This is a genomic window from Streptomyces sioyaensis, from assembly GCF_004122735.1.
GTDB lineage: Bacteria > Actinomycetota > Actinomycetes > Streptomycetales > Streptomycetaceae > Streptomyces > Streptomyces sioyaensis.
Map to the genome: position 1 here is coordinate 1 of NZ_SDIF01000143.1, position 14,476 is coordinate 14,476.

A 14,476-nucleotide genomic window follows, 5' to 3' on the forward strand; every position below is an offset into this window, starting at 1 on the left:
CCCCCCTTCGGGGGGTGGGCGGGTGTAGAGGTGAGGTTTCCGCCGCCTCCGCCCCCCGCCTCGCCCCCACCGGCCGCCACTGCCACGTCGTCCAGCTGTGCGCGTCATCCTCGTCGAGCACCCCAGGTACCAGCTCGACCCGGGTGCCCACGGCCAGGTCCGCGGCCGCGACGCCCGGCGCGGCCTGCCCGAGCACCACCATCCGCTCCGCCGCCAGCTCCACGGCGACCAGGGCGTACGGCTGCCACTCGGCCTCCGGGTCGGAGACGTAGGGGGCGGGCGGTCGATAGCGGGCATCGGTGTACGACCAGACGGTGCCGTGCCGGGACAGCGGCACCTCCACCAGCTCGTCGCCGCCGCACGCGGGATTGCGGCAGAAGGTGTCCTCGCGGGGGAAGAACACCGCGTCGCAGGCGCGGCACCGCGTACCCAGCAGCCGGAAGTCCGCCGCTTCCTGATCGAACCACCCCGGCACCGCCGGCTTCCGCGTACGTGTCACGGACCCTCCCCAAGTGCGGACCGGGAACGTCGGGCCGGCAACGGCGAGCCGGACCGGCGGCGCGGCCCTCCCGGAAACCCAGAACTGACGGAACGTCAGGAGTGTGGCACGGTGCCGCCCGGTGCGGAACCCCGGTACAGTCCGGGCGATCACGTCGTTCACGAGGGGGAGTGCCCGTGGCTGAAGCCGCCCGCCCTGACGCCCGCACCGACGCCCGTATCGACCCCCGGCCCGTCCGCCCGGCCGCCGCACCCGCCGTACGGCTCACCGCCGTCCGCAAGGAGTTCGGCTCGGTGTGCGCCGTCGACCACGCCGAACTCACCATCCATCAGGGGGAGTTCTTCTCCCTCCTCGGCCCCTCCGGCTCCGGCAAGACCACGCTGCTGCGGCTGATCGCCGGCTTCGAGCGGCCCACCTCGGGCCGTATCGAACTCGCCGGCCGCGAGGTCACCGCACTCCCGGCCGCCCGGCGCGACGTGCACACCGTCTTCCAGGACTACGCGCTCTTCCCGCACATGACCGTCGAACAGAACGTCGCCTACGCGCTGACCGTCGCCGGGGTGCGCAAGTCCGAACGCCTCGCCCGCGCCCGCGAGGCCCTGCGCACCGTACGGCTCGACGACCACGGTCCGCGTCGCCCGGCCGAGCTCTCCGGCGGCCAGCGCCAGCGCGTCGCCCTGGCCCGCGCGCTGATCGACGGCCCGGGGCTGCTGCTGCTCGACGAGCCCCTAGGCGCGCTCGATCTCCAGCTGCGCCAGGAGATGCAGCGCGAACTCCAGCGCATCCAGCGCGCCACCGGCGTCACCTTCCTCCTCGTCACCCATGACCAGGAGGAGGCGCTGACCCTCAGCGACCGCCTGGCCGTCCTCGACCGCGGCCGGATCGCGCAGACCGGCCCGCCGCTGGAGATCTACGAGCGCCCGGCCACCGCGTTCGTCGCGGGATTCGTCGGCACCACCAACCTGCTGAGCGGCCCGGCCGCGGTCCGCGTCGTCGGCGCCCCGGGCACCTACAGCATCCGCCCCGAGCGGATCCGGATCGCCGCTCCCGACGGCCCGGACGGCACCCCCGGGCCGGGGGAGCGGAGCATGCCCGGCCGGATCGCCGAGATCGTGCACGCCGGCGCCCACCTCCGCTGCGTGGTCCGCCTCGACGGTGGCGACGACCGGCTCACCGCACTGCGGCTGAACTCCGGGCCGCTGCCGCCGGCCGTCCGTCCGGGCGCCGCCGTGCACCTGCTGTGGCGCGTCGACGACGCCTCTGCGGTGCCCGGCTGAATCGCCGTCGGGGCACCGCACCGGGGGGCCCGCCGAGGAGGCGCTCTGGTGGCAGACCGTGAGATTCCGGATACTGGCGGTGCTCGACAGCCGTGTGCGACAGCGGGAGTTCACCATGCGTAACGCGAATCCGTGGCAGGCCGCCGTGGCGGCCGGGGTACTGCTGCTGGCCGTGGCCTGCGGCTCCGGCGGCGGGGGGACGGGCGGCGGGGGAGCCGCCGAGCGGAAGAGCGTCGGCAAGGGCGAGGGCCGGGTCGACCTCATCGCCTGGGCCGGATATGCCGAGGACGGCTCCAACGACCCCCGGGCCGACTGGGTGCACCCGTTCGAGAAGCAGACCGGCTGCAAGGTCAACACGAAGATCGCCGGGACCTCCGATGAGATGGTCTCGCTGATGAAGACGGGGCAGTACGACACCGTGTCCGCATCCGGCGACGCCACCCTGCGGCTGATCGCCGCGGGGGACGTGGCGCCGGTCAACACCCGTCTGGTCCCGAACTACCGCGACATCTTCAGCGGCCTCAAGATGCGCCCGTTCAACTCCAAGAACGGGAAGATGTACGGCATTCCGCACGGCCGCGGCGCCAATCTGCTGATGTACCGCACCGACAAGGTCTCCCCGGCCCCCGACTCCTGGAAGGCCGTCTTCGACGGCGCCCCCAAGTACTCGGGCAAGGTCACCGCCTACGACTCCCCGATCTACATCGCCGACGCCGCCCTCTACCTCATGAAGACCCGCCCGGCACTCGGCATCAAGGACCCCTACGCCCTGGACCGCACCCAACTCGACGCCGCCGTGGCCCTGCTGAAGAAACAGCGCCAGTACGTCGGCGAATACTGGAGCGACTACCAGAAGGAGGTCACGGCCTTCAAAGGCGGCGACAGCGTCATCGGCACCACCTGGCAGGTCATCGCCAACACCGCCACCGCGCAGAAGGCCCCCGTCAAGGCCGTCCTCCCCAAGGAGGGGGCGACCGGCTGGTCCGACACCTGGATGGTCTCCGCCAAGGCCGCCCACCCCAACTGCGCCTACAAGTGGCTCAACTGGATCGTCTCACCGAAGGTGAACGCCCAGGTGGCCGAGTTCTTCGGCGAGGCACCCGCCAACGCCAAGGCCTGCCGGGAGACCGCCGACCCCCACCACTGCGCCGTCTATCACGCCGACGACGAGGCCTACTACCGCCGCGTCCACTTCTGGACCACCCCCGTCCCGCAGTGCCTCGACGGCCGCAAGAACGTCACGTGCACCGACTACGCGCAATGGACCCGCGCCTGGACGGAGATCAAGGGCTGAGCCGGGGCAGCCGGTGTCCGTCACGGAACGCGAGCCGGGCGCCCGGGCCCGGCTCGCCGCACTCCTCGCCCCGCCCCTCCTCTGGCTGATCCTCGCCTACCTCGGTTCCCTCGCCGTCCTCCTGCTCTCGGCCTTCTGGACGACCGACCCCTTCACCTCGGACGTCGTGCACTCCTTCACCGCCGACAACTTCCGGGAGATCCTCACCGACCCCGTGTACCGCACCGTCGCCCTGCGCACGCTCGGCATCGCCGTCGTCGTCACGCTCCTCGACGCCCTGCTCGCACTGCCCATGGCCTTCTTCATGGCGTGGGTGGCGACCGGCCGGCTGCGCCGTGCCCTGCTGGTGGCCGTGCTCACCCCGCTGTGGGCCGGCTATCTGGTCAAGGCGTACGCCTGGCGGGTGATGCTCGGCGAGCACGGCATCGTCAATGCGGTACTCGCGCCGCTGGGCCTGCACGGACCCGGTTACGGCACGACCGCCGTGGTGATCGTGCTGGCCTACCTCTGGCTGCCGTACATGATCCTGCCGTTGCACGCCGCCCTGGAGCGGCTGCCCGCCCACCATCTGGAGGCGTCCGCCGACCTCGGTGCGGGCACCCTGCGCACGCTGCGCTCCGTGGTCGCCCCCGCCGTCCGCCCGGCGCTCCTGGCCGGCTCCGTCTTCACCTTCTCGCTCAGCCTCGGTGACTACCTCACCGTGCAGATCGTCGGCGGCCGCACCCAGCTGCTGGGCAATGTCATCGCCTCCCAGGTCACCCTCGATCTGCCGCTCGCCGCGGCGCTCTCCGCGGTCCCCGTCGTCCTCGTCGTCTGCTACCTGGCCGCGGTCCGCCGGGCCGGCGCACTCGACTCGCTCTGACCGGTCCCGCAGGAGGCAGCCGGATGCATCTCAGCCGCACCGCCCGCATCGTCCTCGGCTGCGTCACCGCCGCCGGCCTGGCCCTGATCTACCTCCCGCTGCTCCTGGTCCTGCTCAACTCCCTCAACGCCGACCCCTCGTTCGGCTGGCCGCCCGGCGCGCTGACCGGCGAGTGGTGGCGGCGCGCCCTGCACAGCGCGGGCGCCCGCGACGCGCTGTGGACCTCGCTGCAGGCGGGCCTGTGGGCCACCGCCCTGGCCCTGGTCCTCGGCTCGCTCGCCGCCTTCGCCGTGCACCGCCACCGCTTCTTCGGCCGGCAGACCGTCTCGTTCCTGATCGTGCTGCCGCTCGCGCTGCCCGGCATCGTCACCGGCATCGCCCTCAACGCCGCGTTCCGTACCGTCCTGACGCCGCTGGGTATCGGCTTCGGCCTGTTCACGGTCGTCGTCGGCCATGCGACCTTCTGCGTCGTGATCGTCTTCAACAATGTCGCCGCGCGGCTCCGCCGGATCGGTCCCTCACTGGCCGAGGCCTCCGCCGACCTGGGCGCCCGCCCCTGGCAGACCCTGCGCCACGTCACCTTCCCGGCGCTGCGGCCCGCGCTGTTCGCCGGGGCCCTGCTGGCCTTCGCGCTCTCCTTCGACGAGGTCGTGGTCACCACCTTCACGGCGGGCGCGGGCACCCGGACCCTCCCGATCTGGATCTACGAGAACCTGGCCCGCCCGCACCAGGCCCCGGTCGTCAACGTGGTGGCCGCGCTGCTCATCGCCCTGTCCGTGCTCCCCGTGCGGGCGGCCCAGCGGCTCTCGTCGGACCCGGCCGGCGGCCGCCTCTGAGGCACCGGCGACGGCAGGTGCATCAGCCGAATGGACGACTTCGCCGTCCCGCGTCAACCGGACCCGGCCGGCCCGCGTCCCTCACAGCAGGGTTCGGGGCACGGGATCCACGGGGGTGATTCCGTGTCCCCGGACCCACACCCGGCGCGACGCCCGCGGGGCCGTCCGCGCACCACGGTCCACCCGGCCGGTCCCGCCGACCAGGCCCCCGGTAGGGCCCCCGGTATAGCCCCGGTAAGGCCCCACCCGGTCACTGCACGGGAAAGTCGAAGTAGGTGTCCGGGAAGGTCTCCGGGGTGAAGGTGTAGTGCCACCACTCCTCCGGGAGATTCACGAAGCCGGCCCGCTCCAGCCCGTGCTTGAGCAGCAGCCGGTTCGCCCGCGGCCGCCCGTGAATGCGCGGGTCGAGGGTGTGCGCGAGCGTGTCGAAGCAGTCGAAGCCGGTCCCCATGTCGAGCGAGTTGTCCGGGAACCGCGCCGCCCGCGGCCCGTAACAGGACGTCAGCGGCTCGCCCGGCACATACGGCCGGGTCGGCACGGCCGGCAGCCGCACCAGCGTCACATCGAGCGTACTGCCCCTGCTGTGACCGGACTTGGCCGCGATATAGCCGTCGTCGAACAGCTTCGACTTGTCCTCGCGCGGATAGAACTCGCCCTTCATCCGCTGGTCGGCGAGGTCCTTGGCCCACCGCACGAAGTGGTCCACGGCGCGCTGCGGCCGGTAGCAGTCGTACACCTTGAGCGACAGCCCGCGCCGGAGGAAGGAGCGCTGCGCCCGGTGCAGGGCCCGTGCGGCGTTCCGCGTCAGCAGGCACACCGGCCTGCGGTAGCCGTCCACCGGCACACCCATGAAGTCGTGCGGGGTGGGGTAGCGCATCTCCTGGATGATTGTGGGATCCACCTCGCGCAGCGCGACGAACTCCTTCGGCATCCACGACGATGCCACCGGCCGGCGGGCGGTCCCCGCGGCGGGCGACGGCAGCACGGTGACGGTCAACAAGGCGGCGGCAGCGACGGCCAGGCCGCGCAGTGCGGCAGCAAGTCTCGGCATGGACCTCCGTCTACCAGGCGCGGCAGCCGGAGGGGAAGCCCCTGTGCGCCGCCGGCCTTTCCGGTCCCGACCCCCATCGGACAGGCCCTACCCGTCCGTCAGCCCCCGCACCCGCACCGGATATCCCACCGCGCCCCCGTCCCGCCGTTCCACGACCACCCGGCCGCCCTCCCGCCGCGAGGTGAAGCGCTCCACCGTCGGCCGCTGCCAGCCGTCCCCGGCATCCGGCACCACCAGCCCGCTGCCGCCGCTCCCGGCCGCCGGCGCCCACACCTCCAGCTCCGTCCCACCGTCCGCCCCGGCCACCGGCACCACCGCCCCGGCCCGAGCCAGCACCGGAATCCGCGACAGCGGCGCCTCCACCCACACCTGCCCGGGCCCGTCGTACGCCCGCCCGGTCGCGGTGTCGTACCACCGGCCGCGCGGCAGCCGCACCGGCCGCCGGGTCACCCCCGCCGCCAGCGCCGGCGCCACCAGCAGCGCGTCCCCCAGCAGAAAGGCGTCCTCGCAGTCCCGCAGCGCCCGGTCCCGCGGCGCGCTCCACCACACCGGCCGGACATACGGCGCCCCGGTCAGCCGCGCCAACTGGCCCAGCGTCTCGAAATAGGGCAGCAGCCGCTGCCGTTCCCGTAGCGCCGTACGGGCATGCTCCAGCACCTCGGCCCCGAACTCCCACGGCTCCCGCCGCCCTGCCTCCACCGCCGCGTGCGTACGGAACAGCGGCAGGAAGGCGCCCAGTTGGAACCACCGCAGATACAGCTCGGGGGACGGCCGCCCGGAGAACCCGCCGATATCGGGACCGCTGTACGGCACCCCGCACAGCCCCAGCCCCAGTACCAGCGACAGCGAGGCCCGCAGCCCCGGCCAGTCCGTCTCCACATCGCCCGACCAGGTGCCGCCGTAGCGCTGCATCCCCGCCCAGCCCGAGCGGGAGAAAAGGAACGGCCGCTCGTCCGGGCGCAGTTCGCACAGCCCGTCGAAGCCGGCCCGCGCCATCGCCAGGGCGTAGACGTTGTGCGCCTCCCGGTGGTCGCCGCCCCGCCCCTCCAGCGCATGGCGCGCCGAGCGGGGCAGCGTCCGCTCCCCGAACGCGGCGAACGAAACCGGCTCGTTCATGTCGTGCCAGAAGCCCGCGAAGCCCTGCGCCAGCCGCTCCGCGTACAGCCCGCCCCACCACTTGCGCACCCGCGCGTCGGTGAAGTCCGGATACACCGACTCACCCGGCCACACCAGCCCGCGCACCTCCCGCCCCCGCGCGTCCCGTACGAAGGCGTCCGCCGTCGCCCCGCCCTCGTACACCGCGTCCCCCGGCTCCGCCTTCACCGCGGGATCGACGATGGACACCAGCCGCACCCCCTCCGCACGCAACTCCCGCGCCAGACCCGGCAGATCGGGATAGCGCTGTGGATCGACGGTGAAGACCCGGTGCCGGTCGTAGTGATCGATGTCCAGATGGACGGCCGACAGCGGAAGCCCGCGCTCCGCGTAGCCGGCGACCACGCCGCGCACCTCGTCCTGGCCGGCGAAGCCCCACCGGGCGTGCTGATGCCCCAGCGCCCACAACGGCGGCAGCGCGGGCGCCCCGGTCAGCGCCGTCCAGCCCTGCAGCACCCGGGCCGGGGTGCCGGCCAGCACCCAGTAGCGCAGCGGCCCGCCGTCCATCCGCAGCTCACAGGTGCCCGGCCGGTCATGACCCGAGCCCGCCCCCTCCGCGCCCTCGCGCAGCGTCACCCGGCCGTCCCAGGAATTGTCGTGGAACACCAGATGGGTACCGGCGTCCGCCACCACCAGCTGTACCGGCATCGTCAGCGACAGCGGATCGTCACCCGGCCCGAAGGCGCCACCCGGGTCCGTGTTCCACAGCCGGTACACCCCGTCCCGCAGCCGCGGCCCGTGCGCCCGGCCGCCCAGCCCGAAGAACCGGGCGTCGGCCGCGACCTCCGCGCGCTGCACCCAGCGCGTGGCGCCACCGCCCTCGGGACGCCCGGCGCGCCCCTCCGCGCCGGCTGCGTCGTCCTCGGCCGCCCGCTCCCACCAGCGCGGCGGCAACTCCCGCCGCAGCACCGCCCCGCCGGGCGTCCGCACCTCCACCGCGCCGTGCCGGGACACCACCACCAGCACCCGCTCGGAGACCACCCGCCAGCCGCCCTCCGTATCGGGCTCCAGCACCACCCGCGCATCCACTTCGGGGCACGCCCCCGCCAGCGCGTACGACGGCTCCGGCGCGGCGCCGTCCCAGCCGCAGAACACCGCACCGCCCGCCGCCACCCGCACCCGCAGCGAGGACCGCGCGAAATGGATCACCCCGCCGCCCGGTTGCGACTCGGCGCCGCGCGCCGCCCCCGGCACCCGCGCCCGCTCCGCCACGCGCCGCGGCAACGCCAGGGCATCCGCCCGCCGCGACCGCCACGCCGCACGCACGGACCGCAGCCCCTGCGTCGGCCCGACCGCCTTGATCATCCGTACCGACCGCACCAGATCCCGCCCATCCATGCCGGTCAGCCTGCCATTGACGACCGGGTGCGTGGGCACCGTTCAACTGCCGTTCACCTGCACCGGGTCACCCTCGGCCACCTTCAGGCCCGCGGACCGCCCCGCCATGGCCGGATCCTGCCGCGTCCCGGCAACCGTGGGCCGGACCACACCCGCCACACCACCGATGTGGGCAGCCCACCCTGGTGCAGGAGTCGATCACATGGCATCGTCCAGGCACACCGTGTCACGCGCACACGCCAGGGCGGGGACCCCGACCGTCGTGTGCGCCCGACGCACACGACGCGTACCGTCCGGGAGCCGCATCATGACCACCGCACCGCAGTCCGCCCCACAGCCGGAACCCCTCTGGCAGCCCGGTCCGGACCGCATCGCCGGCGCACAGGTCACCCGCTTCCACACCTGGGCGGCTGCCCACCACGGCGCCCCCGCCCCCACGCCCGGCGACCCCGCGACCAGCTACGCCGACCTGCACCGCTGGTCCGTCGCCGACCTCCCCGCCTTCTGGCAGGCCACCGCCGAGTGGTTCGACGTCCGCTTCGCCACGCCGTACGAGACCGTGCTCGCCGACCGCACGATGCCCGGCGCCCGCTGGTTCCCCGGCGCCACCCTCAACTACGCCGAGCACGCCCTGCGCGCCGCCGAGGACCCGGCCCGCGCCGACGCCCCCGCGCTGCTCCATGTCGACGAGACCCATGAGCCCACGCCCGTCACCTGGACGGAGCTGCGTGCCCAGGTCGGCTCGCTGGCCGCCGAACTGCGCCGCCTCGGCGTCCGCCCCGGCGACCGCGTCAGCGCCTACGTCCCCAACATCCCGCAGGCCGTCGTCGCGCTGCTGGCCACCGCCGCGGTCGGCGGGGTGTGGACCTCCTGCGCCCCCGACTTCGGCGCCCGCAGCGTGCTGGACCGCTTCCAGCAGATCGAACCGGTCGTCCTCTTCACCGTCGACGGCTACCGCTACGGCGGCAAGGAACACGACCGCCGCGACACCGTCGCCGAACTCCGCGCCGAACTCCCCACCCTCCGAGCCGTCGTCCACATCCCCCTGCTCGGTACCCCCGCCCCCGAAGGCGCCCTGAACTGGTCGGACCTGACCACCCAGGACACCGAACCGGTCTTCGAACAGGTCGACTTCGACCACCCCCTCTGGGTCCTGTACTCCTCCGGCACCACCGGACTGCCCAAGGCCATCGTCCAGTCGCAGGGCGGCATCCTGCTCGAACACCTCAAGCAGACCGGCCTGCACTGCGACCTCGGCCCCGACGACCGGTTCTTCTGGTACACCTCCACCGGCTGGATGATGTGGAACTTCCTCGTCGCCGGCCTCCTGGTGGGCTCGACGATCGTGCTCTACGACGGCAGCCCCGGCCACCCCGACATCTCCGCCCAGTGGCGGGTCGCCGAAACCACCCGCGCCACCGTCTTCGGCACCTCCGCCGCTTACGTCATGGCCTGCCGCAAGGCCGGTATCCACCCGGCCCGCGACCTCGACCTCTCCGCCATCACCTGCGTCGCCACCACCGGCTCGCCGCTCCCGCCGGACGGCTTCCGCTGGCTGCACGACGGCTTCGCGGAGAGCGGCGCCGACCTGTGGACGGCCTCCGTCAGCGGCGGCACCGACGTCTGCAGCTGCTTCGCCGGCGCCGTCCCCACCCTCCCGGTCCATATCGGCGAACTCCAGGCACCCTGCCTGGGAACCGACCTCCAGGCCTGGGACCCCCAGGGCAAGCCCGTCGTCGACGAGGTCGGCGAACTCGTCGTCACCAACCCCATGCCGTCCATGCCCACCCGCTTCTGGAACGACCCCGACGGCACCCGCTACCACGACAGCTACTTCGACATGTACCCCGGCGTCTGGCGGCACGGCGACTGGATCACCGTCACCTCCCGCGGCAGCGTCGTCATCCACGGCCGCTCCGACTCCACCCTCAACCGCCAGGGCGTCCGGATGGGCTCCGCCGACATCTACGAGGCGGTCGAACGCCTCCCCGAGATCCGAGAATCCCTCGTCATCGGCCTGGAACTCCCCGACGGCGGCTACTGGATGCCGCTCTTCGTCCACCTCGCCCCCGGTGCCACCCTCGACGACGACCTGCGCGACCGCATCAAGCGCACCATCCGCGAACAGCTCTCCCCGCGCCACGTCCCCGACGACATCATCGAAGCCCCCGGCGTCCCGCACACCCTCACCGGCAAGCGCATCGAGGTCCCCGTCAAACGCCTCCTCCAGGGCACCCCGCTCGACAAGGCCGTCAACCCCGGCTCCGTCGACAACCTCGAACTGCTCCGCTTCTACGAGCGGGTGGCCCGCGACCGCGCCACGGACGGCGCATCGGCCGACGGCGCATCGTAGGGAGGCGGGGAGGCGGGGAGGGCCGGTCGGGCAACGTGGGCCCCGGGTCCCGGCCCCCGGACGCCGACGCCCGGGACCCCAACCCCCCCGGCGCCGGAGCCCGTTGTCAGACCCCCCGATTACTCTCAGTGACGAGTGGAGTGCGACCGGCGCACCCACTCGGAGCACACCCAGGGGGAATCATGACCTTCACATCCCGGCCCACCGACCGGTCCGCCCGCCGCGCCCTCCGCCGCGAAGTCCCCAGCACCGCCGCCATCCTGGCCGACGAGCAGGACTTCACGGCCATGCGCCGCTACCGCACCTTCCCCTTCGACGACCACAGCAGCTACCTCCGGCAGATGGAGACCCTGCTGCGCACCCTCACCTCCCAGGGCGTGGTCACGACCGTCGGCCTCTTCGACCCGGCCGCCTACGAGAAATACTGCGCCCACCTGGCCCTGGACCCGGACCGCCCGGACAGCCGCAGCCGCTATACGGCCGAAGCGGCCCGCACGGGCACCACCCTGCTCTATGAAGGCGGGCCGCTGAGCCGGCTGCTCCCGCTCCTCGTCGAAGAGGCCGACCGCCGGGCGCACTGGGACCACGCCTCCGCCCTGCTGGCCCGCGCCGGCACCTGCGAGGAGTGCGGCGAAGACCTCTCCCGTACCGCTTTCACCCGCGCCACCCACGCCGTCCGCCGGCTCCTGACCTCCCTCGGCGAGGGCACCCACCACCTCGTCTGCTCCCTCGCCACAGGCGAGCCGCCCCTCCTGGCGGTACTGCACACCACCGCCCGCGACGATGCCCCCCTCCAGCTCGCCGAGCACGAGACCCTCGTCTTCTGCACGGTCCTCGCCGCCGGCCTCGCCCTGCGCACACCCGGCGGCATCGTCTCCCGCACCACCACCGGCCCCACCGGCCGCACCACCACCGACGAAGCCGCCCGTGACACGGTCCGCGGCTGGTCCCTGCGCGATTCCTGGCTCCGCCCCCTGAGCGCCGCCGAGGTCTTCACCGCCTACTGCACCGACGCCGACACCGGCGAACCGATCCCGCCCGAGCCCGGCGTCGACTACGCCTCCGGCCTCCCCCTGACGCCGCCACCCGACCCCCACGACCACCACTGACGGCACCCCCACACCGTCCCCGCATGCACGACGGCCGCCCCGCCAGAAGGGCGGGACGGCCGTCAAAGCTCCTGCGGCGCAGCACGCCGCGCGGGATCACTCCCCGGAGAGCACCGCCTGCGCGGCGGCCCGGGCATCCTCGGCGGTGTCCGCGGCCCGCGCCGCGGCCGCCGCACGCTCGCACTGCGCCAGCGTGTGCTTGGACAGCGTCGCCCGCACATAGGGAATCGACGCCGCACCCATCGACAGGCTGGTGACCCCGAGCCCCGTCAGCACACACGCCAACAGCGGATCGGAGGCCGCCTCACCACACACACCACAGCTCTTGCCCTCGGCCTTCGCGGCCTCGGCCGACAACGCCACCAGGTCCAGCAGCGCCGGCTGCCAGGGGTCCTGCAGACGGGACACGGCCCCCACCTGACGGTCCGCCGCGAAGGTGTACTGCGCCAGGTCATTGGTCCCCAGCGAAAGGAACTCCACCTCCTGCAGAATCGACCGCGCCCGGAGAGCCGCGGAGGGGATCTCCACCATCGCGCCGAACTTCGCCCGCAGCCCGGCCTCCCGGCAGGCATCCGCAAACGCCTTGGCGTCCGTCCGGTCCGCCACCATCGGCGCCATGACCTCTAGGTAGACCGGCAGCCCCTCGGCCGCCGTCGCCAGCGCCGCGAGCTGAGTACGCAGCACCTCGGGGTGATCGAGCAACGTCCGCAGCCCCCGTACACCCAGCGCGGGGTTCGGCTCGTCGGCCGGCGTCAGGAACTCCAGCGGCTTGTCGGCACCGGCGTCGAGCACCCGCACCACGACACGCCCCTCGGGGAAAGCCGCCAGCACCGTGCGGTAGGCCTCCACCTGCTTCTCCACGGACGGCGCCTTCTTGCTGTCGTCCAGGAACAGGAACTCCGTCCGGAACAGGCCGACACCCTCCGCCCCGGCCCCGACCGCCGCGGCCACATCGCCGGGCCCGCCCACGTTCGCCAGCAGCGGCACCTTGTGCCCGTCGGAGGTGGCACCCGGACCGGACGAAGCGGCCAGCGCCGCCTTCCGCTCCGCGGCCGCCCGCTCCATCTCCGCACGCTTCTGGGCGCTCGGCTCGACGAAGATCTCCCCGGTGCTGCCGTCGACGGCGATGACCGTGCCCTCGACCAGCTCACCGGCGCCCGGGAGCGCGACGACCGCCGGCACCCCCAGCGCGCGCGCAAGAATCGCGCTGTGGCTGGTCGGCCCACCCTCCTCGGTCACAAAACCGAGCACCAGCGTCGGGTCCAGCAGCGCGGTGTCGGCCGGCGCCAGATCCCGCGCGATCAGCACATACGGCTCGTCACTGTCCGGCACACCCGGCATCGGCACACCCAGCAGCCGCGCGACGATCCGGTTGCGCACGTCGTCGAGGTCGGCCACCCGGCCCGCGAGGTACTCACCGGCACCGGCCAGCAGCGCCCGGTAGGCCGCAAACGCGTCGTACACAGCGCGCTCGGCGGTGCTCCCGACGGCGATCCGCCGCTCGACATCGGCCATCAGCTCAGGGTCCTGAGCCATCAGAGCCTGTGCCTCCAGCACGGCCTGCGCCTCACCGCCCGCCAGATTTCCCCGCGCTATCAGGTCCGCAGCAACAGCTTCCACGGCCTGGCGGGCACGCCCCTGTTCGCGCTCCGCCTCATCCGCCGGAATCTGCTTGGCCGGCGGCTCCAGGACCGCCGTCCCCATATGCCGCACCTCGCCGATCGCCACACCGTGACTCACCCCGACGCCTCGCAGCGTTGTCTCCATTGCACCCGCTCCGGTTGATGCGACGGACCGGCCGCCGCGATGGATGTCGTACCTGCCGTACGGGACGGCGCCCGGCTACTGCCAGGAGAAGAGCTGGTCGCCGGCCTTGACGTCGCCGTCCTCGCGGACCTCACCGAGCGAGTCCGCCGTGGCCTCCAGCGCGACAACCGGGCACACCGGCGACTTACCGGCCTTCTCGACCGCCGCCGGGTTCCAGCGCACGACCTCCTGACCGCGGGTGACGGTGTCGCCCTTGTTCACGAGCAGCTCGAACCCCTCACCGTTGAGCTGAACGGTGTCGATTCCGAGGTGGGTGAGCACGCCGTGCCCCTCGGCATCGACGACGACGAACGCATGCGGGTGCAGCGAGACGAGCACACCGTCCACGGGCGAAACCGCGGCAGACGGCTCACGAACCGGGTCGATGGCGGTACCGGGACCCACCATCGCTCCGGAGAACACCGGGTCGGGCACGGCCGCGAGTCCGATGGCGCGTCCGGCAAGAGGGGACGTCACGGTGGTCATGGGAAGCCTCCCAGGGGTGAAGATTCATCAGGCCGCCGTCACTACCTGTCCGGGACGGCGCACCGTTCAGAAGCGTAAGTCATAAGAACTGACCGTTCCGCATGAGAGACGCCAGATGCCGCCCGCGAGTCCCGCTGAATCGATTTGCCTCGCCCACGGCAGAGCTGTACTGTCTGACATCTGCCCCGGACAGCCAGGACGCGATGAACCGCGTTCAGCTGAGGTGGGTGGCACTCCCAGCGTCTTGATCGCGACTCAAGAATTGCGCGCTTCTGCATGTCTGCAGAAAAGCAGCGGTTCGAAAGCCGAAAAAGGCCTGATAGAGTGTGAAACACCGAAGGGAAGCGCCCGGAGAGCCTGGTGAAACAGGCACAAAGGAAGCGTCCGTTCCTTGAGAACTCAACAGCGTG

11 protein-coding genes are annotated in these 14,476 nt (G+C 72.7%); 6 read left to right on the forward strand and 5 right to left on the reverse strand.

Annotated features, from left to right (window positions below):
- On the reverse strand, positions 1-499 hold a 499-nt coding region (locus EST54_RS29980), incomplete at its 3' end, for a Zn-ribbon domain-containing OB-fold protein (RefSeq protein WP_217371198.1).
- A gap of 176 nt (positions 500-675) precedes the next feature.
- Between EST54_RS29980 and EST54_RS29985 the strand changes: the two genes are divergently transcribed.
- From EST54_RS29985 to EST54_RS30000, 4 genes are all read left to right on the forward strand, one after another.
- Positions 676-1,776: an ABC transporter ATP-binding protein gene (locus tag EST54_RS29985; RefSeq protein ID WP_372448108.1), complete on the forward strand. Its 1,101-nt coding sequence runs from the start codon at positions 676-678 to the stop codon at positions 1,774-1,776.
- 115 nt (positions 1,777-1,891) lie between these two features.
- On the forward strand, positions 1,892-3,070 hold the full coding sequence (locus EST54_RS29990; protein ID WP_129250850.1) for an ABC transporter substrate-binding protein: 1,179 nt from the start codon (positions 1,892-1,894) through the stop codon (positions 3,068-3,070).
- A 13-nt stretch (positions 3,071-3,083) separates the two neighbouring features.
- Complete coding sequence (locus tag EST54_RS29995) at positions 3,084-3,932, forward strand: ABC transporter permease (protein ID WP_093481942.1); 849 nt, start codon at positions 3,084-3,086, stop codon at positions 3,930-3,932.
- Positions 3,933-3,955: 23 nt separating this feature from the next.
- Positions 3,956-4,768, forward strand: coding sequence for an ABC transporter permease (locus EST54_RS30000; RefSeq protein ID WP_129250851.1), 813 nt, complete (start codon positions 3,956-3,958; stop codon positions 4,766-4,768).
- Between the two features lie 250 nt (positions 4,769-5,018).
- On the opposite strand, the gene EST54_RS30005 is transcribed toward EST54_RS30000, so the two are convergent.
- Both EST54_RS30005 and EST54_RS30010 read right to left on the reverse strand, forming a co-directional pair.
- Positions 5,019-5,819, reverse strand: coding sequence for a M15 family metallopeptidase (locus tag EST54_RS30005; RefSeq protein WP_129250852.1), 801 nt, complete (start codon positions 5,817-5,819; stop codon positions 5,019-5,021).
- 87 nt (positions 5,820-5,906) lie between these two features.
- The gene (locus EST54_RS30010) at positions 5,907-8,312 is read right to left on the reverse strand and encodes a glycoside hydrolase family 31 protein (protein WP_129250853.1); all 2,406 of its coding nucleotides are present in this window, start codon (positions 8,310-8,312) and stop codon (positions 5,907-5,909) included.
- A 307-nt stretch (positions 8,313-8,619) separates the two neighbouring features.
- On the opposite strand from EST54_RS30010, the gene EST54_RS30015 reads away from it, so the two are divergent.
- Complete coding sequence (locus tag EST54_RS30015; protein ID WP_129250854.1) at positions 8,620-10,665, forward strand: acetoacetate--CoA ligase; 2,046 nt, start codon at positions 8,620-8,622, stop codon at positions 10,663-10,665.
- Between the two features lie 182 nt (positions 10,666-10,847).
- Entirely contained in the window at positions 10,848-11,774 is a 927-nt protein-coding gene (locus EST54_RS30020; RefSeq protein WP_129250855.1) for a hypothetical protein, read from the forward strand.
- A 96-nt stretch (positions 11,775-11,870) separates the two neighbouring features.
- Here the strand turns inward: EST54_RS30020 and ptsP are convergent, their stop codons facing one another.
- Both ptsP and EST54_RS30030 read right to left on the reverse strand, forming a co-directional pair.
- The gene (gene ptsP, locus EST54_RS30025) at positions 11,871-13,541 is read right to left on the reverse strand and encodes a phosphoenolpyruvate--protein phosphotransferase (protein WP_129250856.1); all 1,671 of its coding nucleotides are present in this window, start codon (positions 13,539-13,541) and stop codon (positions 11,871-11,873) included.
- A gap of 75 nt (positions 13,542-13,616) precedes the next feature.
- Positions 13,617-14,066 (reverse strand): PTS sugar transporter subunit IIA, encoded by a 450-nt coding sequence (locus EST54_RS30030; protein WP_129250857.1) that lies wholly within the window; start codon positions 14,064-14,066, stop codon positions 13,617-13,619.
- Between the last annotated feature and the right edge of the window lie 410 nt (positions 14,067-14,476).